Here is a 24,399-nt window from a genome sequence, read left to right on the forward strand (position 1 = left end):
CCGTTTCCTTCCGACAAATCTACGGTTATGGGTTAAATGCACCCTATCTTTAACGGCTCAATGTTTTTAAAATTTCCAGTAAGTACCCCACTTTTTGCATACCCATTTGTAAACCTTAGTCATGAAAAATCATACGTATTTACGCTTTCTGCTCCTTCTTCCCTTCCTGATTTTCCAAACTTTCTCCGCTAAATCTCAGATTCTCAACGATCGCGAGACCCAGCAGCAAGTCATTGAAGCCCTCCAAAACATTTACAATTTCGAGTTCAAAGAAGCCGAACCTTTTCAGCAAAAAATCAAAGCCAAATATCCGAATCACCCGGTCAATCCTTTACTACTGGCGATTCAGACATACTGGCAGCATCTGCCTGTATCTGAGAACGCTTCGGCTGCCAATCGGTACCAGTCGTATTTGAATCAGTCGCTGGAACAGGCGGAACAGATGAAGTCCGTCGATAAACACGATACGGAAGCGACGTTTTTTCTGCTGGCCTCCCATAGTTATCTAGCGATGCTGGAATCGGACCGTGGCGAGTTTATGAAAGCCGCTTCGGAAGCCAAGCGTACCTATAACTACATGAAGAAAGGGTTCAAGCTGACGGAACAAAACCCGGAGTTTTTCTTTTCAACGGGCCTTTATAATTATTACCGCGAACAGTATCCGCAAGATCACCCCATCGTAAAACCCATCATGATGTTTTTCCAAAATGGGAATAAAACTTTAGGATTGAAACAAATGGAAACGGGTTACCAGAAAGGCATTTTTACCAAAACGGAAGCTGCGTATTATTTGGTCTATGTGCTGATCAAACATGAAAATAACCCGGCAAAAGCTCTGACTTACTCTACGCCTTTACTAAAAGAATATCCAAACAATCCGGTTTACTTGACACGGCATACCGAAGCCCTCACCTTAGCGGGCCGATACACCGACGCCGAACCGCTGGCTCAACAACTAGCCCAGAAAAAGCAAGTGGTTTTTAAATCATCGGGTGAAGTTTTTCTGGGTTTGATTCTGGAAAAAGGAAAGAAAAACGATGCCGCCGCTGCTGCTTATTACCAGAAAGCCCTGCAAAACAAAATAAGTGAACAGTATACGCAAGATTACCACGCCATGGCTTATTGCGGACTCGCCCGTATTGCGGATCGTTCTGGGAAGAAAGATCAGGCTCGGGAGTACTATAAGAAGGCTCAGAAACTGGCTGAATACCGAAGTACGATGGATGAAATCAAGCATGCTTTGAAGTAAGTCTGACGCTGTACGAAGATTAAATGGGAATTAAAAAATTTCCATTTAAAGCTTTTTGCAAATCAGCGGTACAAAAATTTTGAGTACAGATGTAGGTTTATCCGTTGTGGAATAAGCTTTCGTATTTTATTCATTTTTCACCCTGATACCATGAAAACTTTCAGCATTGCCCTGTTACTAACCGCTCTTAGCTTCGGTTCATTCGCCCAGCAGCCCGTAGTAGTCACTAAAAAAACGGTAGCGAAGAAAAAGACGGAACACGTTTCTACTAAAAAAACGACGAGCCCCACTTCTGAAGGAAGTAGCAAAAATGTCTCAAAGAAAGTAGAAACTTCGACCGTAAAAGGAGCAAATGGTGATACGAAGACCACCACCAAAACGGCAACCAAGACCAAGAAAAATTCTTAATTAACATTAAGAAGCAGGCGGCTCTTACGGGCCGCCTGCTTTGTTTTTGTATCTTTTAAATACGTTTAGATTTATACATTAAGTACGCTTACAATTCATCCTACTTTATACTTTCCTTATCTTACACTTTCCTGCGTATATTCTAACCTCAACGGTGTTCTTTTACAAGGGCTTATCTTAAATTCATTAACTACTTCGTATTCAGCTAAAGTCGCTTAATTATTAGCATCAGTACGAATGACAAAGTGAAAATCACCGTTACTTATAACACTTTGCTTATAAAGGATTTTTCTAAGGGTAAGAGTACCTGTTTTAATCGAAAAGTCTAGCATTAGATATACTATTTCTACTCCTCTTTGTTCCTCTTTATTTTGGCAAGAAATCAGCTAGGAAATCAAAAATATTCTTTTCATTTTCGCTCGACTTTACTAATTAATCCACCCTTGTCCATTATCTATGAAACAATTATCTACCTTGACTTTACTTAGTCTATTTGCGTTAACCTCCTGTCAAAAAACTACCTACACGTACTTCGCCCAATCTACCGCACCGCGTATTGAACGTAAGAAAGTTGTAGCCAAGCCTATTACTGCTACCACCACTATCCCGCTCATTCCTAAAAAAGAATTACTGGCTTCGACCATTCCTGTGCTTTCAGGAGTTCCTAGTCTGATAACTTCTACCCCAGCCAATGCAGTAACTTCAGCCGAGGCCTTTACAAGGCAGCAGACCAAAGCTGGATTTCGTCAACGCTTACTGACGAAAATGGTTACGAAGAAAGTTCAGAAGCTTCAGATATTAGCGAAGCGTACGGCCGATTCCCGGCGTACAGAACCCATTTCCGTCGTCTCTGTCATCGCTGGCTTGCTGGCATTAGTAGACGTCCTATTGATCGGTAACGGGCTTTTATTTTTACTGGGAACGATTGTCGCTATTGTCTTTGGTTTTGTCGGGTTAAGCAAGATTAATCGTCATAGCTCTGAATACAAAGGTCGCGGGTTTGCGATTACGGGCTTATCGCTGGGCTTCTTCGGACTCCTGCTCATCATCATTGCTCTGATTGCCTTATCTTCCCTCTCATTCTCCTGATTTACTGGACGGATTCGATACACTCACTAAAAAAGCGGCCCCAAAAGAGCCGCTTTTTTAAACACACCATTAGATAAATCCTTACTCGTTTTTCTTGCGTTCAGCTTCCAATGCCAATATGTTTTTATACGCAACCTTAATCGTATTGGGTACCTTTTCCAGCACTTTCACCTGTACATACTCTTCGCCTTCATTTTGGATTTCTACCTTCAATTTCCGTAAAGGAATTTTGGCGGCTTGTGGCTGACTGGTACCGAAAATGTACGTACCTTCTCCGTCATCCAGAATGGCCGTACGCGGCAGTGTATTCGAACTTTTCCGCTCACTAGCTCCTACAATCTTCGCCCGAACGTTCATATCTGAGAAAATGATGTCATTCGTATGCGGACGTTTGAAATTCACGTACAACGTAATCGCTCCGTTTTCGGCATCCAGAGCCCGGGCTACGCTGGCTACGGTTCCTTGTACGGCTCCGATTTCCGAGTTGGGGAAGGTCAATTCCACTTTCTGTCCAACCTGAATTAACTCCGCATCTTTCTCGTACACGTATACGTTTGCCTGTAACTGTTCAGTATTGAGAATATCTACCAGCGGATCGGTAGGCGTGGCCAGCTTACCTAGGTTCTGATGCACTTTATAAATCGAGCCACTAATGGGAGCACGAATGATGAGTTCGGGCGAAACGACGGCTTTGCGAATGTCATTGAGCTGATTGGCGTTGAAGTCCAGCAGAGCTAATTTGGCTTTAAAGGCCTTTTCCCGTCCAATGGCCGCGTTCAATTTGGCTTCCGTAGCCTGATAATCAGCCAGTACACCGACGTTACTTTTCCGTAATTCAGCCTGACGATTGAATTCAATTTCCAGGAAGTCGGCTTCACTTTTCGCCGTGATGTACTGATTTTTCAGCTCCAGAAACTCCCCACTGGTCAATTTCATCAATGGTTGTCCTTTCTTCACAAACTGGCCTTCCCGTACGTAAATCTGATCGACATGACCTTCCACTTCACTGTGTACTTCAGATTTGCTATCCGGGAACAGTTTAATCTTCCCGTTGGCATTGATGACCGGACGCAGTTGTCGATCTTCAAAACCCGTCAGATCTACGTTAACCGATTCGAGTTGCTTCATGGACAACTGTAATGAATCTGCACTCACGCTTACCTGAGCTGGTTTTTCTTCCGCTTTGGATTCCGCGTCACTATCCGAACAACTACTTAAGAAGCCACTCAGGCCCAGCAGGGCCAACAGGGGCAAAAAGGTCTTTTTCATGGGTTATTCTCCTTTCAGGTATTGAATGGTGATGATCGAGTTATTGTAGTTCCGGACAACATCCAGGTATTCAGCCCGGATCTGGAACGCTTGCTGTAGGTTCAGCAGAAAGTTGTAGTAGCCAATGCTGCCCAAGCGGTAACTATCCTGAGCGGCTTTAACAATTTCATCCGCCTGATTAAGGGCGAACGTTTCGTAGTAATCCAGCGACTCTTGATAGGTACGGTAGTCTGAAGCCGCTTTATCAAAGGCTCCCCGTAGTTCGTAGCCACTCAGCGAAATCTGTTGCTGAGCAATTTCGATATCCTTACGAGCTCCCGCCTGACGGGAACGATACTGCCACTGCCAGAGCGGCACCGTCAGACCAAACTCCCACCGGAAAGCCACTGGTGTTTCCCGACTTCCCTGGTTCATGTAGCCAAATGAAATACCGGGCAACTGACGACTTTTTTCGACTTGCAGTAACTTTTCGTTGTACCGACGATTTTCTTCGAAATACGTCACCCGAGGGTTGGAAGAAAAAGAAGTATCCGCCGCTGAAATAGTTGCACCGTAGTTGATTCGCTTGAAGTCTCCTTTGACTTTTCGTGTACTATCCGGAGCCAACCCCGTCAGAATCCAGAGTTGAATACGGGCTCCGCGAAGCCGGGCTCGCGACTGTTTCAAATAGATCTGGTTTTCGCGGTATTGAGACTCGGCATTCAGACGTTCGATTCGCGAAATTTGTCCGACATTCAGCCGTACATCCGTCACCCGAACGAAATTCGAAAGCAGACTATCCTGCTTTTCGAAGTTATGAATCACCCGCTCGTAGTACAGAATATCGTTAAATACCGAGCGGACTTGATACGAGAGTTCGTTAAACGTCACGTTTTTTTCCGCCTGATTTACTTTTACCAGTTGCCGCTGAGCTTTTCGCTGGTTACTGTACACCGTAGGAAATTGGATGGCTTGCAGAAAACCTAACCGATAGTTCTCACCACTCGGAGCCTGCGTGTAAATACGGGGCGGCTCAATATTGAGCGTTGCGGGCAGGAGTACTTGCTCCCGTTCAATTCGCAGATCGGCTAGGCGAGTCTGGGGATTGTATTGTTTGGTTAGGTTCAGAGCCTGATCCAACGTCAACTCGCGTACGTCTTCTACGTCACCTACTTCGGGTTTGATTGGAATAGGTTGATTAGGCGTGATCTGAGCGTTGGCAGCCAGCAGCCCCGTAGCGAGCAGTAGAACAATGGTCGTGGTAACCTGTACCGCTTTAGCTTTTATACCACCCGTCAAGCCACCTTTTTTTGGCTTCCCAGCGAACATGGCGTACAGAATCGGTAAGACAATGAGAGTTAGAACCGTAGCCGTCAGCAGACCTCCAATCACTACCGTTGCTAGGGGCTTCTGTACTTCTGAACCTACACTGGTTGATAAGGCCATGGGCATAAAGCCGAGTGCCGCCACAAACGAAGTCATCAGTACCGGACGGAAGCGTTCTTCAATCCCTTTCAGTACCCGCTCGTTCGGATCGTCGATCCCTTCATCACCCAGGGCGTTGAAGTGACTGACCAGTAGAATTCCATTCAATACGGCTACCCCAAACAGAGCGATAAAGCCAACCCCGGCGGAAATACTGAAGTTCATATCCCGAATCAGCAGCGAGAATACCCCTCCCACTGCCGACAAGGGTACTACGGCGTAGATCAGGAAGCTGTCGCGGAAATTGCGGAAGGTCAGATACAACAGACCAAAGATGACCAGCAGGGCAATCGGTACGACAATTGAAAGCCGATCTTTCGCCCGTCCAAAGTTCTCAAAATCACCTCCGTAATTGATCTCGTATCCCTTGGGGAGTTTTACTTTGGCGTCCACCTGTTTGATCACGTCGTTTACCACCGATTGCAAGTCACGGCCCCGGACGTTGAAGCCCAGGTTTACGACCCGTTTCATGTTTTCGTGTACAATCTCCGATGGTCCAATGGTTTCCGAAATGGTGGCAATGTCCCGCAATGGAATCGGGTTATTATTCTGATCGTTAATAAGCAGGTTTTCGATGTTTTCCGGACGCGTCCGATCTTCGCCCGTCAGTCGAAGCGTTACATCAAAACGACGATCATCTTCGTAGACCACACCCGCCGTTGCTCCCCCAAAAGCCATCTGAATGGCTCGGTTTACCTGTTCAACCTTGATTCCGTATACGGCCATCCGCTGACGGTCGTAGTGAATATTCAACTGCGGCAGACCAAACACCTTGCTCCCTTTCACGTCTACGGCTCCGGGTACATTTCGTACGATCTGAATGATCTGCTTGGTTTTCTTCACCAGCGTATCCAGGTCCGTTCCGTACAATTGCACGACTACCTGCGTCCGGGCTCCGGAAATCATATCGTTGACCCGGCTTTCGATGGGTTGCGAAATGGCGTAGAGCGGACCGGGAAACTGCGACATATACTCGTTCATCTTAATCGCTAGTTCCTGCTGATTGGTCGCTTTGGTCCAGTGCTTTTTATCCTTCAGCTCGACGTATACTTCTTGCGATTCCAGGGGCAAGGGATCGACTTTCACCTCGGACGTACCAATTTTTGATACGACTCCTTCGACCTCATCCGGAAATTCTTTCATAATCCCCGCCTGAAAAATCTGGCTCTGGCGAATGGATTCCGTCAGTGGCGTACCTACGGGCAAATCCATGTCCACAACCATGTCGCCTTCCTGAATCTGCGGCATAAACTCACCCCCGATTTTCCCAAAACCGATGATCCCGGCAGTCAGTACAGCCAGGGCAAACAGAATCACCGCCCACTTCACGCGTAAGCCCGCCCGTACCACGGGACGCAGACCTTTGAGGAAAAACTGTACAATTTTTTCCGAGAAGCCATCGTGGTGTGCCGACTTCGGCGGCCGCAACATGACGGCACACATCATCGGTACGTAGGTAACCGCTAGTAACAAGGCCCCAATGATGGCAAAGGCTACGGTTTTGGCCATGGGCGAAAACATTTTGCCCTCAATGCCCTGCAACGTCAGAATGGGAACGTATACAATGAGGATGATCAGTCCACCGAAAATCACCGATTTTTTTACTTCCGCCGCCGCCGAAATAACAACTTCCTGCCGATCGGCGAAAGTCATTTTCTTGCCTTGGAATTTACTCATACGGAGGGCCAGGAAAAGTACGGCGGACTCGACGACAATGATCGCCGGGTCGACCAGTAGACCAAAGTCAATCGCTCCCAGACTCATCACGTTTCCAACTACTCCAAATTCCTTCATCCAGATAAAAGCAAAAAGCATGGCTAATGGAATAACCGAAGCCGCGAGTAAACTAGCCCGCCAATTGCCCAGGAAGATCAGAATGACAATCATAACGATGATGGCCCCTTCCACGAGGTTTTTTGCTACTGTTGCAATGGCGGCGTTCACCAGTTTCGAGCGATCCAGGAAGGGCTCGATGGTTAATCCGGGCGGCAATTCTTTCTGAATTTCGGCGAAACGTTCTTTCAGGCGGGAAATCACTTCATTTCCATTAGCCCCTTTCATCATCAAAATGGACCCCCCTACGACTTCGCCCTCACCGTTGTTGGACAAAGCTCCGAAACGTAAGGCGTGGCCAAATTCTACATCAGCTACGTCTTTGACCAGAATAGGCACACTCCCGTTCTTTTTTACTACGGCATTGGCAATATCTTCGAGTGAAGCGGCCAGACCAATACCCCGAATGGTAAATGCCTTGTTTTCCTTTTCGATGTAGGCACCGCCCGTATTGCTATTGCCCTTGTTCAAGGCTTCGTATAATTCATCTACCGTAACGCCCAGTGCCCGCATGCGGTCGGTTTTGATCTGAGCCTGATATTCTTTAGCGTATCCTCCGTAACCACTTACGTCGGCCACGCCGGGCAACCCGAGTAATTTACGCCGTACAACCCAATCCTGAATGGTACGGATTTCGGTCAGCGTATAAGGACTGTTATTGAGGTCTTTCGGACGAATAACGTATTGAAAAATTTCGCCCAAACCCGTCGATACGGGTCCTAGGATGGGCGTACCAGCCCCTTCTGGAATTTCGGCCTGTACCTGTGTCAGACGTTCAAAGACCTGCTGACGAGCCCAATAGATGTCCGTATCATCCGTGAAAATCAGTTTCACCACGGATGAACCAAATTTGGAATAGGAACGCACTTCCGTCAATCCCGGAATATTGGCCATGGCCATTTCCAGGGGCGTAGTGATGTAACGCTCAATTTCGAGAGAAGATAAATTAGGGGAATTGGTAATTACGTCTACCTGCTGGTTGGTTACATCAGGTACCGCGTCAATGGGTAGTGTTTTTAACGAATAGCCACCCCAAATGGCCATTACCAGCACCAGAAGACCAATCGTAAACGGACTTCGGACGCTGAATGCAATAATTTTATCGATCATAGCGGTTAGGAATACAACAAGGACTACCCTGTGCATCCATTGGTTTCAGTAAAGAATAAGCAACTAGCTCAGCCAGAAATAGCTGAGAAATGGAAAGGAGGAAATTAGTCCAACTGCGGGGGTGGACTAATCAAAACGCCATCAATGGATTGATAATGGCTGCAATACTGAAATAAACCGGCTTGTTTGAGAAGAATCAGCCAGAAACGCCGGGACTGAGCAGTTAATAGAGCAGCGTCGAGGTGATGGAAGTCGGAAACGTGGTGGCTTTGCTCTTCCCGAGAATCGGTATCCCAGTGTTCATCATCTGGCGTACTGTCACTCTTCCAATACCGGATTTTTTTCTTACAATCCGGATCTTTGTCTGCCATAAAAGTAGAAGTATTTCTTTCTAAAGTACAATTATTTTCCACCCAGAAAGGTAAGGCATAGGCGGAGGTACCTAGTAGAAAAAATACCATCAAACAGAGATACATTCGCATTATTATTCTGTTTGTCAACTTCTCTTTAACTAAAATCTGGCTATTAACTACTTCAAAGGAATTAAATTTTAATTAGAATTTCAAGTTATAAAGCGGATAAAATACAATTTCAAAAGGTATTTGCGACCAATCAGGGGATTTTAGATAGCTAGCTACTGGAGCTATCAAGCCGATAGGTGGGAGCACAAAAAAACGGGAAGAGCCAGGCTCTTCCCGTTTTTACCACCGTCTGAGGTTCCTTTAAGCAGAAGCCAGATGGGGATTAGGTGTTAATTCTACATTAGGCGGTGTATCCATGCTGGTGAAGCGTTGCAGGAAGCTCAATACAGCTCCCGTATCCGGCAGACTATAGCGAGCCAGCGTTTTCTGCTGCCCTACTTTAATCGTAATGGCCCGGTCGGCAAGCGTCCGGAACATGTCTTCGTCCGTACGGTCATCACCAATAGCCAGGATAAAATCATACTGATCATCCGAGGCTAAACGGCTGGCGACGCTTCCTTTGTCTACCCCGGTCACCCGTACCTCTACGACCTTGTTTCCATCAATTACCTGTAGCTGATGGCCCGTTAGTCCATGTAAGGTATCAATGAGCTCACGAGACTGGGCAAAACCCAGATCGGCTCCGGTATTGCGATAATGCCAAGCTAGGGAATGCGTTTTTTCCTCCACGAAGGTACCGGGACAACGTTGTACGGCCAGATTCATGGCCTGCTGAATATTGCTTCGCCATTCGGGAAGAAAAGCTTCCGGGTTTTCCTGCCAGTTTCCATCCGGCAATCGTACCGCCGCTCCGTGTTCGGCAACTAGCTGAATCGAGAGCGATCCAAACCAGTTTTCCAGCGTCTTTTTATCCCGACCGCTAATGATGACAATACGGTTTTGGGGTACGTTGGCCAGCTCGCTCAGCAGCTCAATTACTCGTTCACTGGGTCGGGCTAAATCTGGAAACTTAGCAAAGGGAACTAGCGTACCGTCGTAGTCCAGCAATAAAAGCCGCTTTTGGGCTTTTTGATAATTATCCATAAGTTCTTTGCGTAATGCCACATTCAGCAGGCGTACTTCCCACTGATTTTGCTGGGCTTTAGCATTAAATAATTGGGTTAAAAAATCATCCGCCCACTGGACCACGTCATATTCCCGAATACGGGTTTGCATGCGTTTGATTCGCTCAGCCTGCGTTTTAACGGGCATGGACAAAGCTTCTTCAATAGCTAAAGCCATCCCTACCCGATCCGTAGGATTGATTAGTAAAGCCTCGCCTAATTCAGCGGCGGCTCCGGCTACTTCACTGAGAATCAACACTCCTTGTTCGTCCTGGCGGGAGGCGATAAATTCTTTGGCTACTAGATTCATACCATCCCGAATTGGGGTGATTAATGCCACATCGCAGGCCGTGTAGTACGCACACAGTTGCTCAAAGGAAAGGCTGCGATACTGATAGACCAGCGGCTGCCAACTGACCGTAGCAAAACGTCCATTGATCCGACCGATGTTTTCTTCAATCATCTGCTTGCGTTCCCCGTACGAAGTGATTTCGCTACGGGAGGGTACTACGACCATGACAAAATTGATCTTGCCATGCCATTCCGGGTGATTTTCCAGGAACTTTTCGTACCCCTGTAGGCGGTTCAAAACGCCTTTCGTATAGTCAAGCCGATCCACCGAAAAGAGAAGTTTATTTCCCTGTAACTGCTGATGAATGGCTTCCCGCTCGGCCATAACACCGGGCAGACGGTAAGAGGAGTTGAACCGCTCGTAATCAATACTAATGGGAAAAAGATCAACGCGTACCGGGCGATTGGGAATCTGCACAAAACGTAGTTTGCTTTCAATACCTAACAGCCGTTGAACCGATTTCTCGAAATGCTGTACGTAATCGTTGGTATGGAACCCAATAAGGTCGGCTCCCAGCATTCCTTGTAGTAATCCTTCCCGCCAGCGGTTGGGCAACATGCGATAAACCTCAAATGATGGAAAAGGAATGTGCAGGAAGAAACCAATGGTTGCTTCCGGGCAACGCTCCCGCAGCATGGCCGGTAATAACATCAAGTGGTAATCCTGTACCCATAGGACATCGTCAGGTTGATATAATTCGGCCAGACGATCCGCAAACACGGTGTTTGCCTGTTGATACGCCTGCCAATTGGGTTCTTTAAATTCAGCAAATGATGGAAAATAATGGAAGAGTGGCCAGATGGTTGAATTGGAAAGACCGTTGTAAAAACCATCATTCACATCATCATCGAGCCAAAGTGGCTCAATTTTAAACGTCCCGGTTGAACGTTTACTTTGTTGAAATTCTTCCCAAAGCTCGCGACTAAAATCAGCGTTGCCCACCCATACTACTTCGTCGGGTTCAAAGGAAGAGCGGTCCTGAGCTTGTAGATAACTTTTTAATGCGGTAGCGAGGCCACCCGCACTTTCCAGCAATTGTACGGTTGATTCCTGCCGTACTAACTGAATGGGTAATCGATTGGAAATTATGAAAAGTCGTTTCATAGAGTTCGGTGGCAGATTCATAGGCATTCCTTACAAAAACCCGCCCTAGGAGTGACGAAACGGCTGGGCTGGGGAAAAACGAGGAATAGACTTCCGGTTTTTCCAGACATTGAGCGACGACAGTCTTCCCGAGGAATGCATGCTCAACCCTTCAAAAGAACAGGTATACGCATCTCAAAACGGGAAGATAACCGCGAACGCAACGGCTCGTTTCAGAAAATAAAAGGGTCCTTTCGATGAAAAAATCGTCTGGTTCGGACCAAATAGGAAGCGAAAGAAGGAAGCAGTTAAGCGATTCCTCCCATTATAAGCAGGTAAGCAATGCCGGCGACTAAGGTACCAATGCCAAACAAAGGAGCATTTTCAAAATTCGGCAACAAGCGAAGATGACGTAATTTGCGACGGCGGAGCCTTGACCAGGCTAATACATGAATGGGTTCTACTATCATGGTCTAACTGGTTTGGTGCTGAACAAACGTAGGCATGAAGCCTTAGGCTGAGCTTAATGAATCATTAAAAACTACTTAAGGCGTCAAGCGGGCATTCCAGATTGTATAATAATTAATGAATAATTATATAACAACTTAGGAATACCATGCCATACTATACGTCATCCGTCAAAAAATAATAATTTATCCAATCGGCTGGTTTAGTAGCTCTTTAGCTATCCAGCCTTACATCTTTACTGCTTATGTTCTATCATATCGTTCAGCCAGCTTATTGGTCAACTCTAGAGGAAGCAACGCCCTACACACCCGAAACCTTTGCCGCAGAAGGGTTCATTCACCTGAGTACGCAGGAACAGGTAGCGGGTGTACTGGAACGCTATTATGCGGGTGTGCGACCTTTACTCCTATTACACCTGGACGAAACCCGGTTTTCAGCCCCTTTACGCTACGAAGCCTCTACCGGGGGCGAACTCTTCCCTCATCTATACGGTCCGCTCAACCGGGATGCGATTGTACAGATTGAGACCTTGCCAGAGGTTTAGCGGTACAGGTTTTTTGGGATTAAGACTGAAACAACCTTCCAGTCAATGCAATCGCTTCCCTACGAAACTCTCCGCCTCGGCGTTATTGGCATGGGCGGATTTGGGCTATTTGCTACCCAACACTTCTTACAGGTTCCTGATACCCAACTTATTGCTATTGCCGGCACCTTCCGCGAACAGGCAAAACAGGCCGCTCGCCGGTTTAAAGCCGATCTGCTGGAAACACCCGAAGAATTAGCAACCCGTACGGATGTAGATGTCATTTATCTGGCTACGCCTCCTTCCCTGCACTATGAACAGGCCATGCTTTGTCTGCGAAACGGCAAGCACGTCATTTGTGAAAAACCACTGGCACTCACGCCCGACCAGGGCAGGGAAATGCTGGCACTCGCTAAAGAACGGGGTCTAGTCATTATTACCAATCTGATGCAACGGTACAATCCCATGATTGGCCGGGTTCAACAGATCATCAAGCGTAATTTACTGGGAAAACCCATTCACGGTTTCTTTGAAAACTACGCCAGCGACGAAGGCCTGGCTCCTACCCACTGGTTCTGGAATCGGGAGATTAGTGGCGGTATTTTCATCGAACACGCCGTTCACTTTTTCGATTTGTTTGAATACTGGCTGGGAGCCGGAACGGTCGTGGCCGCCCAACGGGTCTTACGGCCCGAAAGCGGTATTGAAGAACAGGTACAAGCCATTGTGAAATACGAAAACGACATACTCGTTAATTTTTACCACGGCTTCACGCAGCCGGGCCGCTTAGACCGTCAGGAATTACGAATCGTATTTGAGCACGGAGATATTACGCTCGAAGAATGGGTACCTACCCGACTGACGTTGCGGGGCATTGTCAACGAAGAACAAACCCAGCAGTTACTCGACATTTTCCCGGGAGCCCGACTGGATATTTCGGCCTCCTACGGCGGTCCGGATCGGCAACAGCGTGGTCGCCATAAAGACATTGAAGCGTTCCAAAAAATAGAGCTTCATTTCGGAGATCAAACCAACAAGCAACACCTCTACGGAGATTTGCTCCGGGATTTCTTCACCGAGCAATCGGACTATCTGCGGGGTCGCGTTACCAAGCGAAAAAGTACGGAAGAAAATGGGTTACGTTCCCTGGAATTAGCGTATCAGGCTAGTCAGATGGCCCAATAGTCAAGAAAAAGCCCCGAACACTCAAAAAGGGTTTGGGGCTTTTTTATAAGATTGCTTACGCCGAAGGGAGCTACGCTATTCTTCATCCAGTTTCGGATAATCCGTGTATCCTTTTTCACCAGGCGAATAGAAAGTACTGGGATCGCCTTCGGCCAGCGGAGCTTCCTGCTCGAAACGTTCGGGTAAATCCGGATTCGCGATAAATGGGGTTCCAAATGAAATCAAATCCGCCGCTCCATTTTGCAGGTCTTCTTCCGCCCGCTCCTTTGTATAACTTCGATTCAGAATCAGTGTACCCGGAAAAACCTGTCGTACATACTGCCGGAGGGCTGTGTACCCTTCTCCCTCGCTTGCATTAATGAGGTGAATGTAGGTCACATACTCACCCAGCTGGTCAGCCAAATAGCGATAAATTTCATCGAATTTCGGCTGATAGGGCATATCGTTCATTTCACCGTAGGGCGACAAACGAATCCCAACGCGGTCTTTCCCAATGGCTTCCGCTACCTGTCGGGCTACTTCTAAAGCAAAATGAGCGTATTTTTCGGTGGTTCCGCCGTACGCGTCTGTCCGTTGGTTGGTCGTAGGGCGAATGAACTGTTCGATCAGATACCCATTGGCTGCGTGTAGCTCAACGCCGTCAAAACCGGCGGTAATGGCATTGGTAGCCGCCTGTACAAACTCCAGAACGGCATCGTGCACTTCGCCTTCGGTCATGGCGTAGGGTACGGGATGGGCCTGTACCCCTTCCTGATCCGTACGCATGTTACCCTTGGCCCGTACCTCCGAGGGAGCGACAATCAAGGCTCCTTCATGCATATTCAGGCGATGCGAAATACGTCCGGTATGCATGAGCTGTACAAAGATTTTCCCGCCACGGTCGTGTACGGCTTCCGTTACTTTTCGCCAGCCTAAAATTTGCTCTTCGTTCCAGATACCGGGGATACGGGCATAGCCTTCCCCATTGATGGAAGGGCTGGTTCCTTCCGTAATAATCAGTCCCGCCGATGCCCGCTGAGCATAGTATAGAGCCATGTGTTCGGTAGGAATATGGTCGACACTGGCCCGGTTTCGCGTCATGGGAGCCATAACGATGCGATTATTCAGGCTTAAATCTCCCAGCGTCAGGGGCGTAAACAAGCGTAAATCACTCATAAAAACGATAGGATTACGGGCTATTCTTTGAAAAAGAATCGAACTTTTATTCTTTTAATTGATTTTTACGCCTGATTTCACCTGTCTCTGTCTTGCGATGCACATTCACATTCGAACGCTTATACCCGAAGACGAAATAGCTTTGGCATTCCTAGCTAATAACCGTTCGATTTATGATAATGTTCGAGATATTTTTCCGCATCCGTATACCCTTGATCATGCTCGGGCATGGATTGATTATGGCCGCAGTCAGCCGACGCTAAATGCCGCTATTACAGTCGATAATTGTTTTGCTGGTTGCGTAGGGCTGATTCCGGGACAGGATATTCACCGGGTAAGTGCAGAAATTGGGTATTGGTTAGGCGAGCCTTTCTGGGGGAAAGGTATCATGACAACGGCCCTTGACTTGTGGGTACAGCAGATCTGGCAGACGTTCCCGGAGGTACACCGCTTATGGGCTGGCGTTTTTGCATTCAATACAGCCTCAATGCGGGTACTGGAGAAAGTGGGTTTTGAGAAAGAAGCGGTTTTAAAACAGGCTATGATTAAAAATCAGGTATTGGTTGATGAACACCTCTACAGTCTCCGCCGCTCCTGATTTTCCTCTGCTTCGTATAACCTATCGCCGATGGTTGTACACCATGAAGGCAAAGAGCAGAATCCAGAGGATATCGACAAAGTGCCAGTACAGGGTCATGAGATTCAGCTTCAGTTGATTGGGTGGATTGACGCTGTACACGTAGGCATCCAGGTATTTATGGTTCCGAAGGGCTTCCCAGAAGCTACGGGTCAGAAAGAAGAGTCCACCCAAAATATGCAGTACGTGCAGGCCGGAAATCATATAGATAAAAGCCCCAGCCGGACTTTCCTGCATTGATATACCCCGGTGCAGCATTTCATTCCATCCGATCATCTGCAGTACGACAAAGGTTACTCCCAGAGCCAGCGTTAACCCGAGCATGATTCGGTAATTTAGAAAATGTTCTTTTCTAAAGGCTGTTTTGGCCGAGTGAAGACTAATACTACTCAGAAGAATCACAGCGGTTGAAAGCCAGAAAATACGGGGTAAGGTCACATTATCCCACTCGGCATCCCCATGCCGCCGCAGTACGTAGGCCAACAGCACAAAAACAAAGATCAGTACACTACCTAGCATGGCCAGGCGTAACATAAATCCAAAAGGCTCGCGGCGTTTACTAAGCCAGGTCATAGATTCAGATGGACGTTTTCGGTCCCCGGCTTTTAGCTGTTTGCGTTGGTCTCTCATGGGCATGTAAGAAATGGCGGTAACAAAACTGCCGATATGCAACTAAAAACCGTTGACTCACTTATAATTTTCCCTGCCAAGTGGTAAGCTGTGGAAACAGAGCCTCTGGTACTTCTCCTTCAAAAATCCCGTACACGGTTGAACCCGATCCCGACATACTGGCATAAGCCGCCCCGGCTTCGTAAAGTTGGCGTTTGATCTGAGCGAGCTGGGGATATTTAGGAAATAACGACTGCTCAAAATCATTCGTTATGGAGGCTTGCCAGGTATGAAGGGGTTGTTGCAATACCTGCGTCCATTGAGCCTGAGCCGGCCGTGGACGAATGCCCGCGTACGCTTCGGCAGTTGAACTATGGAGGTCTGGGTAAACCAATAGAATCGACTTTCCAGCTAAATTAAGCATGATTTCTGAAAACTCATCGCCTTTTCCAACGCAGAATTTTGCTTCGTTCCGAATAAAGAAGGCACAATCACTGCCCAGCGGCCGAGCGTACGCTTCAAGGGCTTCCGTACTGAGCTTCAGATCAAAAAGCGTATTAAGTACTTTCAGCGTAAACGCAGCGTCGGAAGAGCCCCCTCCGAGTCCGGCCCCGATGGGTACTACTTTATGCAGGTGAATTCGTACGGGAGGCAGATCGAAATCCTTTCGCAGCTGTTCATAGGCCCGTAAACACAGGTTGGTTGAAGTTTCACCTGGAATCGGCAAACCCGTACTGCGAAAGCTTGTTTCGGAAGCGGGCAGAATTTCGAGTACGTCACTCCAGCCTACGGGTACAAACACGGACTCCAGGTTGTGGTACCCGTCCGAGCGTTTTTCGGTAATGTATAAGCCAAGGTTAATTTTGGCGTTGGGAAAAGCAACCATACTAGTTTTTAAACGAAGCCGGCTAGGGTCTCGGTTCTTCGGCTACGCGAACCGTATCTCGGTCGTGACGGCGATTGCCACTTTTGGAACAACCGGCACAACTCATCAGCCCCAGGCCGAGTAAGAGCAGTAAACAATAAAATTTCATAGCGATTTACCCACTTTTGAAGTGATCTGTATGGTAAACCGGCGATTGGCGTTTTCGTTCCGGGGATCGCGTGATTTCCCAAAATGGCCACTCCCTACAATCAGGACTTCACAATTCTTGAATTGATCGAAGTTGATGCCATTTTGCTTCCAGAAATCCACCAGAGCCAAGGCCCGGCGATAACTGAGTTCGTACCCATTCTGACGCCCAAAACTGCTCTGCCAGTTGTCATTCGCTCGTTGGGCATTGCCTTCTACCACAACCATATAACTGACGTCTGGGTTTTCTTTGGCTACGTTCTTGATTTTTCGGAACAGTACCTTGCCCGCTTCGAGTAGGCCATTGCGGGTACGGGCGTCGAGTTCGCTCATATCGGCCCGATTGGGTTTAAAATTGACGTCCACTCCCAATCGAAACCGCTTATTGTTCTCATCGTAACGAAAATAGGTTCCATTCAGCTCCTGCAAAGCCCGCTCGATGGTCTGAATTTTCTGGTATTTTAGGGCATCGTTGATATACCCCTCCTCTTTCGACTTTAAAATGGCGACCGTCAGCACATACAGCACCAGCATGACGAAAAACAGACTCGTCATGAGATCGGTATAACTCGGCCAGAAAAAATCAGTATGTCTGGTTTTCAATGATTTAATTGACTAATAACGTTAAGAAGCTCGCCCCGATTTGTAATCGGGGTGGATTGGTTTCGCGTCTGAGACCCTTAACCTGCTACGCCCCGATCTTTCCATGATGGTAATAAATCGAGTAAGCTGGCTAACTCTTTGTTGAGAACATGCGGCTCCAGGCTCCTTTTTCCATCCGCTTCACCATGCGTTCGATGAGTTGCTGGGTCTGGCCCTGCTGACGACCTAAGGCTTCGAGTTGCTGACGAATCTGCTCCTGCCGCTGGGCGTTTTCTTTCTGGTACAGCTCGGCATTGCGTTCGAGCAGTTCCAGGTAATCGAGCTTGCTGAGTTTATCGCGATTTTGGGTAAAGTACTGATCCGTCGCGTTGATTTCCCGAATCTTGATGTCTTCGATGCTCTTCAACTGATCGTGGATGGTACGATCCAGTGCCCGCAGACTTTGATCGATCAAGTCATCGTACTGCCCTACCTTGTTATTAAAGGCCTGTCCATGCTGATCGAGTTGCTTGAAATGGCTCGTCAAGTATAGATACAGATCCTGCGATTGCTGGAGGCTTTTGGAAATCTGTACGGAAATGTCTTCGACGTTCTGCGTACGTTCGACGATTTTCTGCGTATTATCCACCAGTCCATTCAGCTGATTGAGGTAATACCCGAATTTCTCCAACGAATCCAGACTACTATCCAACTGACTCAGCACCTGAATATTAAAGCTAGCGACTCGATTCAAATCTACTTTTTGTAGGGTATCCAGAGCTTTTTGCTGGGCCATCAGCGACGCGTGGTTTTTATCCACCATGCCACTTAGCTCCTGAACATTATCCCGAAAGGTGGTACTAAAGTCCTGAATACTGCGGTTAAGCGTTGCAAAGATGCCCGCGTTTACGCCTTCGGAAAGGATGGGTAACAATTCCGTTTGGAGAAAAGAGAAAAAACCCTGTTTACGGCTTTCTAGCGTAGCTTTCGAATTGCGGAACGTCCAGGAGTTAAGTACCGTCAGTAGCAGACCCGCTAAACTCGCCAACATGGCAATTTTCACGCCGCCGATGAGGTTATTGACGCCTTCGCCCTGTAGGAAGCTGGCCGACCCTACGGCTGGCATGGCAAACAGACCGATCACAATACCCGCCATGGTACCCATCAGACCCAGGTACAGGGGAATGGGCATAGTTAGATTAATGCCTTCTTCTTCCGCATCCAGATTCCGTTCGGTAATGTCGCGTAACAAATTAAAATCCGCCAACGAAGTACGGTTGCGGATCAAGTAGGTATTGATGCTTTCAAGAATTTTACCGATGCCCTCAGTTTTATCCGTCGAGACAATCAGGGGCAACTCCAGCGTTTCGCGACCCGGATTCATGGTTTTGAAATTCCAGAGGTCCTGACGTATCTGCTGTAATTCGGCCTCCGCTTCCGCCCGCATGACCTCGTGGAGCTCTTTGGAAAGGAGTACGACCAGTTGATCTTCCCGCCGGGTCAATTCTTCAAGTTGCAGATCGTTTACGTGCGTGCGTTGCGAAAGACTCTCGATTTGTTTGAGTACTTCGGCGGTGGATAGTTGTTCCAGATCCTGCCGAAGTATCCGATACCTCCGAAGGCTAAAGACGGAACCTTCAGGAATTAATTCGCGAAATCGACTAATTCTACCCCGTGTATCCAGCCACACCCAGCCCTGGGCTACCAGAATTCCGAGAATAATGACGATTTCTATTAGTTGGGTCATGTGGGATTTTCGTTTGATACCTAGGTTTTGGGGTAGTTAAGTGTAGGCCCCCGAAGGTACTGACACTTAACTACCCCAAAGCCTCTTCGCTTTTAATTTTCGAATCGAATGATTGCCTTGTATTGCAACTCCCAGCGATCCGAATCTACACTGGCTTTAGCTAGTTTTCCTTTGGCAACGGTGATAATCCGGCGGGCTCCGTACTCAATGCCTCCGCCGTAATCACACACCGGATCCAGGAATGTTTCCGGATACCGCAGGGCTTCGCTCACTAAGCCTGGATCGTCCACAAATTCAAATTCCGCATCCAGCGGGCCCGTCAGACGTACCTGATACAGCGACTGGGAAGGATCAAACTGTGCTCCCCGGATATCCCGGAACGAGCCATCTTTGTTGGGCGTCGACAGATAAAAAACCTCAAGTCCGCCTATAGTTACCGGAGCTGGAACCGCAGCAGGTTCCGGAATCGGTTCGGGATCTTCGGGAGCCGGAGCAACGGGGGGTTGAGGCGGCTGGGGAGGCACCACTACGGGTTCGGGTTCTTTTACCAGCTCCGGTTCCTTCGCCGCGGCCGCTTGCAAACTCTGCATGTCCTGTAGCCAGCGGTTCCGTTCGTTTTCGTTTTTCTGTTGAGCCTCTTTCAGAGCCTTGTCGTACTCTTTGAGTGCTTTCTCGTATTCCTTGATTTTTTCAATCAACTGCGGCACCTGCTTTTCGAGTTGCTGCATTTTGATGTAACTCTGGCTCGCCTGACTCGAAGTATTGAGCATTTGCCGGTCAATTCGTTCCCGTTTCTTTTTCTCGTCCAGGTACAAATAACCCAGCCCGGCAGCGGCAAGTACGCTTATTCCCGAAATGATCCACCAAATCCAGGGCGAGTCGCCTGATTTATTCGGTAAAATCGGAACTCCATCGAGGGCCTCCCGAGCTACCGTGTCGGGCATCACTTCCGTACCATCGGCTACAGTTGTATCGCCGCTATCGATGATTTCGGATTCCGTAATTTCGGTTCGCAGGTTCGTCACAAAACTGCCCAGAGCTACCCGGGTTTTCAGAATCGACACCTTTTCACCCGTTTTCGGATCGGGTTCTTTCAGATTTTCCAGCTCCGTAAGAATCTTATTGACTTTCATCTTGTCCTGGTCGGTCAGGGGTCGGCTCAGGTACGGCTCCAGTTGACGCAGCACCACCGCCACACTAGGCGTAGCCTTGTTGTCCAGGAAAAAATCCATCAATTTTTTAAAGAAATCAGCGTAGGTAGCTTTGGTATTCACACCACCAGCTTCCTGGAAAGTACTCTCTTTACGGGCCAAAGCCGTTTGGGCAAATCCGGAAACCGTCCAGAACAGGCACAAAACAAGAATGATGACTCGACGCATACGAAGGATTCAAGGTTGGTTAAAACGCGGACCCTTACCAGGGTCCGCGTCGATAAAAATTTCCAAACGGCTCTAACTGGCCGCTTCCCAGGCTAACTGATTTAAAGCTCCCAGCAGGGGATAGAAAAAGAGCGTTTCTTCTACCGGACTGTTCAGGTTTTCGAGCGATTCCCGCCGCATTTCCCAGCCACTGTATACATTTTGCAGCAGATTTCGCAGGAGAATGTTCTTGTACTGATCCAGGCGGCCCTCGTTCACACCAAATTTTCCACTGAACGAAATTTCCAGACTAAAAAGCATATCCACAAACGCTTTCACCTCATCGGCTACGCCCTGTAATACCTCCCCGTCAATGTGCTGATACGTATCGCCGCGTACGACGATGCGATCTTCTTTCGTACCCAGCAGAACGGTTTTGATGCGGTCCATCTGGGCTTCCAGCGTACCGTCGTCTTCACGGGAGAAGTTCAATCCGGGCATTTTCAAACCACCCTTACAAGTCGATTCCTTGGGCGAATTGCGTTCACGTACAATGTCAAGCCCATCGGCGTGGTAGGGGGCATCGTATACCTTTTCGAAAATTAGCTTAGCCAGATCGGCCAGAGCCACGTTTCGGGGTGTCAGAATGTCGAGCAATTTAGAACCCGTTCCACTGAAGGCAATATACCGCGGCATCTTCTTGTCTTTCGCCTTCATCAAACGGGCCAAATGGTAGATTTGAGCCGTATAGAATACTAGCGGAACAATCTTGAGATCGGAGTCATTGGCTAGCCGGTCGTTGAAATCGTAGGCTGCTTTTTCCCGTAAATCCAGGTTGTTTTTCAGCGAGAAATAAAATGCCACAATATCTTCCGAACGGTTGTTCGCCTTGATCGACTCGTAAGCCCGGTGCAGGTTACTGAAATTAGCCGACAGGTGCGAGCTTACTTCCGGATCATATTTCTTGACGAAGCCATTGCGAGCTGCCGCTCCATCCCGGGCGAAGCCGTCGCCGAATACGGCATTACCGGCAAAACGCACGGAAGTCAGCATATTCGGCTGGTTTCCTTCGAAAATAACGATGTCGGACGTACCTCCTCCAATATCAATCAGAGCCGTCGGGTAAATGTTGGAATCAATGGGCTGACTACTACCACCTCCCCGGCTATACCAGTAAAAAGGGGCAATACTTTCGGGGACTTTCCGGGGCATCCGCTCGCGACTGATGGTTTCGGCGTACAGCTTGTTCCAAAGTCCTTCAAAGTAATTACGCTGGTTTTCAACCATACTCAAGGGGTAAAACCAGAGTAATTCGGTATGAGCCAGGTTTCCACCGTTGATGAGTACTTTATTGCGGATCAATAGCAACAGCGACTGCAGGAAGCCTTCAATCCGCTTCTGAGCCTTGATATTTTTACTGAAATCGGACCACTTCAGATTCGTTGAAATGGTATAGTCATCTTTGGGAATATTCCGCTTTTCGTACAGGAATCCAATATTAAAGTCCCCGAAGCCGAACAGATTTTCACCCGAAAAATTAGGCCGGTTTTCGATCAGAGCCGTCCGCTGCGGAAACTTGCAGAGATACGCTTCACCCAGGTGTTCGGGCATCATTTCCTGCGGTACCAGTTCGGCAATGGGTATGGCTCGCGTACCGTTGAATGACCCATCCCGCTCGGGGAAAGTGGGGTCATGCAGGGTCGCGATCTGTACATCGTCGTCGATGGTAAAGGGCCGCGGTTGCCGATCATCGGAAGTAGTAAACTCCACGTGTGTATTGGTGGTACCGAAATCGACGGCGAAGGTAAAGACCGTGTCCTTCATCTCGCGTACTTCGAATTTCGGTAAAATGACGCCGCGATGGCCCGCTACTTCAACCGTAATTCGTTCGAAATCAGCTTCTACGACGTGAACCTCTGACTTAGCACCCGTACCAATATCTTTCTGACTCCGCGGACGAACCCGGTTGTCAGGCACGGGAATAAGCTGGTTATTCTGATCGAAGAAACTGAGTTTGTATTCGTTCTTGAATGTCTGAGCCGACACGTCCCGATCCACCAGATGCACCCGGTACATGGGTTTGAAATTAGCCAGCGGCGGACGTTTCATCTTGACGAAGGGGAATACCGTCATGCCAAATTGGTGCTCGGCAATGACGCCTTCGTTTTTCTCCTCGTTGGGCGATTTGGTCGGATCATCGTAGTACATCCGGGAGAGCTTCAGTGTCCGGCCCGTGGGTACTACTTTTTGCTGAGCAACGTCCCATTTTCCCAGCGGAATCTGTAAGGTCACGCGAACCGAACCGCCCGCCCGTTCTTCCATCTGAATATTGACTTCCCCACCCCGCATCAGATCCTGAGCGGAGAAAAACTCGAAGAAATCCGATTTCAGTGGTAGCAGATAGCTCTTTTGTACATTCCGCAAACCACCGTCAAAGTACCGTTGGGAATGAATGGGATAGACCAGCCGAATCAAATGCGGTTCCAGGAAATCGCTGGTCGTCAGGTAGGGATAAAAATCCGCCTGACCGGGCAGTTGCCGCTGGTTGGTACGCCAGTCTTCGGACACAAAATGCTTTACGTCAATCGTATCCCGCCAGGGAATCCGCGTGTACGGAATGGGCTCGAAGAAATCCCTGGACAGAATCATGGGAGCCGGTTTGCCCGTGTAGCGTTGTTTTTTGACGCCATACTCGTCCAGCTCTTCGGTCGGACTAATCAGGAAATGACTCAGGCCCTGAATGACTTCCGGTCCCGACGCCGCTTTCCGCATTTTAAAGGCGGGACCCTGTCCCGTGGAAGCAAATTCAACGGTGTAGTTCGTATCGAATTCCAGCTCCGGAAAATCGGCATTCCAGGCTTCTTCCCGCAGGTTTTGGCCGTTGGCTCCGATCCGCTGCCAAGTGTCGTAATTTCGGGTATGCAACAGCTCCAGACTGCGGCTGAGATACTCGGACACTTCGGGATACATTTCCCGGAAACCCGGCATAAAACGCTTCAATCCGTGCCAGAACACCTGGTACTCAATGTCGCGTTCGTGCAGCGGGACGGGATTATTCCGGTCAAATACGCGGTGATTTCCGAAGTGAATATCCACGAAATCCAGAGCGTTCGGAGCCGTAAAAAACAGCGTAGCGGGCGAAGTACCTCCAATCACGCCCGTTCCTTCGCGACTTTGGTAGTGCAGAATAAACAGCTTACGCAAGCCACCGAAGTTGTAGCTGGCGGCGTCTTCACGCAGGTACAGATCCAGGGCACTGCCCAGACGCTGGTGGTTACGCGAGCCGTTTTGCAACGTACGCAGAGCCTGTTCCCGATCCCAAGTAATGATTCGGACCGGGCCACGGGGCGACTTGAATTTATCGTAATTGAAGAAGATTTCCCCCACGTCGAAACAGGCCGAAACCAGCCGTTCGTCGTTCAAGGATCCTTTCAGGTCACTGCGTAAAATCAGATTACGGAAAGCAGATTTCACCAGATCAAAGCGGGCAAACGGACTGGGAATGGACGTCGGATCTTTCTCCGTATCGCCTTTGGCCTTGTCCTGAATCGCCTCGATCAGATCGGTAGTATAGGGTTGCGAAGTAAACCAGTGCCCATCAACCGAAGCCGAGCGGTCGTGCAGGTTTAGTTCGCGTTTTAATGACTGGTCTGACATAAGTTCAATGAATGAAGGAGTGTA

General features: G+C 48.4%; 19 protein-coding genes. 6 read left to right on the forward strand and 13 right to left on the reverse strand.

What is annotated here, in order from left to right; all coding sequences use genetic code 11:
- Window positions 1-121: 121 nt before the first annotated feature.
- The 3 genes from C5O19_RS13285 (at window position 122) to C5O19_RS13295 (ending at window position 2,746) form a co-directional block, all read left to right on the forward strand.
- Complete coding sequence (locus C5O19_RS13285; RefSeq protein WP_104712936.1) at window positions 122-1,249, forward strand: tetratricopeptide repeat protein; 1,128 nt, start codon at window positions 122-124, stop codon at window positions 1,247-1,249.
- A gap of 150 nt (window positions 1,250-1,399) precedes the next feature.
- Window positions 1,400-1,657, forward strand: a complete 258-nt coding sequence (locus C5O19_RS13290; protein WP_104712938.1) for a hypothetical protein — start codon at window positions 1,400-1,402, stop codon at window positions 1,655-1,657.
- Window positions 1,658-2,113: 456 nt separating this feature from the next.
- Window positions 2,114-2,746, forward strand: coding sequence for a DUF4190 domain-containing protein (locus C5O19_RS13295; RefSeq protein ID WP_104712940.1), 633 nt, complete (start codon window positions 2,114-2,116; stop codon window positions 2,744-2,746).
- Window positions 2,747-2,827: 81 nt separating this feature from the next.
- Here C5O19_RS13295 and C5O19_RS13300 read toward each other — a convergent pair whose 3' ends face one another.
- The 5 genes from C5O19_RS13300 to C5O19_RS26030 form a co-directional block, all read right to left on the reverse strand.
- The gene (locus C5O19_RS13300) at window positions 2,828-4,015 is read right to left on the reverse strand and encodes an efflux RND transporter periplasmic adaptor subunit (RefSeq protein ID WP_104712942.1); all 1,188 of its coding nucleotides are present in this window, start codon (window positions 4,013-4,015) and stop codon (window positions 2,828-2,830) included.
- A gap of 3 nt (window positions 4,016-4,018) precedes the next feature.
- Entirely contained in the window at window positions 4,019-8,422 is a 4,404-nt protein-coding gene (locus tag C5O19_RS13305) for a CusA/CzcA family heavy metal efflux RND transporter (RefSeq protein ID WP_165796016.1), read from the reverse strand.
- 104 nt (window positions 8,423-8,526) lie between these two features.
- Window positions 8,527-8,793 (reverse strand): hypothetical protein, encoded by a 267-nt coding sequence (locus C5O19_RS13310; protein WP_133163361.1) that lies wholly within the window; start codon window positions 8,791-8,793, stop codon window positions 8,527-8,529.
- A 351-nt stretch (window positions 8,794-9,144) separates the two neighbouring features.
- A complete protein-coding gene (locus C5O19_RS13315) occupies window positions 9,145-11,403 on the reverse strand; it encodes a bifunctional alpha,alpha-trehalose-phosphate synthase (UDP-forming)/trehalose-phosphatase (RefSeq protein WP_165796017.1) in 2,259 nt (752 codons plus the stop codon).
- A 287-nt stretch (window positions 11,404-11,690) separates the two neighbouring features.
- Window positions 11,691-11,852, reverse strand: coding sequence for a hypothetical protein (locus tag C5O19_RS26030; RefSeq protein WP_165796018.1), 162 nt, complete (start codon window positions 11,850-11,852; stop codon window positions 11,691-11,693).
- A gap of 242 nt (window positions 11,853-12,094) precedes the next feature.
- Here C5O19_RS26030 and C5O19_RS13320 point away from each other — a divergent pair, with 242 nt between their 5' ends.
- The gene (locus C5O19_RS13320; RefSeq protein WP_104712950.1) at window positions 12,095-12,394 is read left to right on the forward strand and encodes a DUF952 domain-containing protein; all 300 of its coding nucleotides are present in this window, start codon (window positions 12,095-12,097) and stop codon (window positions 12,392-12,394) included.
- A 45-nt stretch (window positions 12,395-12,439) separates the two neighbouring features.
- Window positions 12,440-13,558 carry a Gfo/Idh/MocA family protein gene (locus C5O19_RS13325; RefSeq protein WP_104712953.1) on the forward strand — a complete coding sequence of 373 codons (1,119 nt, stop codon included), beginning with the start codon at window positions 12,440-12,442 and terminating at the stop codon, window positions 13,556-13,558.
- A gap of 75 nt (window positions 13,559-13,633) precedes the next feature.
- Here C5O19_RS13325 and C5O19_RS13330 read toward each other — a convergent pair whose 3' ends face one another.
- Window positions 13,634-14,713: an alkene reductase gene (locus C5O19_RS13330; protein ID WP_104712956.1), complete on the reverse strand. Its 1,080-nt coding sequence runs from the start codon at window positions 14,711-14,713 to the stop codon at window positions 13,634-13,636.
- Window positions 14,714-14,810: 97 nt separating this feature from the next.
- On the opposite strand from C5O19_RS13330, the gene C5O19_RS13335 reads away from it, so the two are divergent.
- Window positions 14,811-15,311: a GNAT family N-acetyltransferase gene (locus C5O19_RS13335; RefSeq protein ID WP_104714095.1), complete on the forward strand. Its 501-nt coding sequence runs from the start codon at window positions 14,811-14,813 to the stop codon at window positions 15,309-15,311.
- A gap of 21 nt (window positions 15,312-15,332) precedes the next feature.
- Here the strand turns inward: C5O19_RS13335 and C5O19_RS13340 are convergent, their stop codons facing one another.
- The 7 genes from C5O19_RS13340 to C5O19_RS13365 form a co-directional block, all read right to left on the reverse strand.
- Window positions 15,333-15,923 carry a cytochrome c oxidase subunit 3 gene (locus tag C5O19_RS13340; RefSeq protein WP_243406376.1) on the reverse strand — a complete coding sequence of 197 codons (591 nt, stop codon included), beginning with the start codon at window positions 15,921-15,923 and terminating at the stop codon, window positions 15,333-15,335.
- Between the two features lie 118 nt (window positions 15,924-16,041).
- Complete coding sequence (gene ispE, locus C5O19_RS13345; RefSeq protein WP_104712958.1) at window positions 16,042-16,845, reverse strand: 4-(cytidine 5'-diphospho)-2-C-methyl-D-erythritol kinase; 804 nt, start codon at window positions 16,843-16,845, stop codon at window positions 16,042-16,044.
- A gap of 22 nt (window positions 16,846-16,867) precedes the next feature.
- Entirely contained in the window at window positions 16,868-16,993 is a 126-nt protein-coding gene (locus C5O19_RS26365) for a hypothetical protein (RefSeq protein ID WP_255402852.1), read from the reverse strand.
- Entirely contained in the window at window positions 16,990-17,634 is a 645-nt protein-coding gene (locus C5O19_RS13350; RefSeq protein ID WP_233207810.1) for an OmpA/MotB family protein, read from the reverse strand. The genes C5O19_RS26365 and C5O19_RS13350 overlap by 4 nt, the downstream gene beginning before the upstream one ends.
- A 130-nt stretch (window positions 17,635-17,764) precedes the next feature.
- Window positions 17,765-19,360: a hypothetical protein gene (locus C5O19_RS13355; RefSeq protein WP_104712961.1), complete on the reverse strand. Its 1,596-nt coding sequence runs from the start codon at window positions 19,358-19,360 to the stop codon at window positions 17,765-17,767.
- Window positions 19,361-19,452: 92 nt separating this feature from the next.
- Window positions 19,453-20,739 (reverse strand): coiled-coil domain-containing protein, encoded by a 1,287-nt coding sequence (locus tag C5O19_RS13360; protein WP_104712963.1) that lies wholly within the window; start codon window positions 20,737-20,739, stop codon window positions 19,453-19,455.
- Between the two features lie 72 nt (window positions 20,740-20,811).
- The gene (locus tag C5O19_RS13365) at window positions 20,812-24,375 is read right to left on the reverse strand and encodes a cell division protein FtsA (RefSeq protein WP_104712965.1); all 3,564 of its coding nucleotides are present in this window, start codon (window positions 24,373-24,375) and stop codon (window positions 20,812-20,814) included.
- Between the last annotated feature and the right edge of the window lie 24 nt (window positions 24,376-24,399).

The organism is Siphonobacter curvatus (assembly GCF_002943425.1).
Lineage (GTDB): Bacteria > Bacteroidota > Bacteroidia > Cytophagales > Spirosomataceae > Siphonobacter > Siphonobacter curvatus.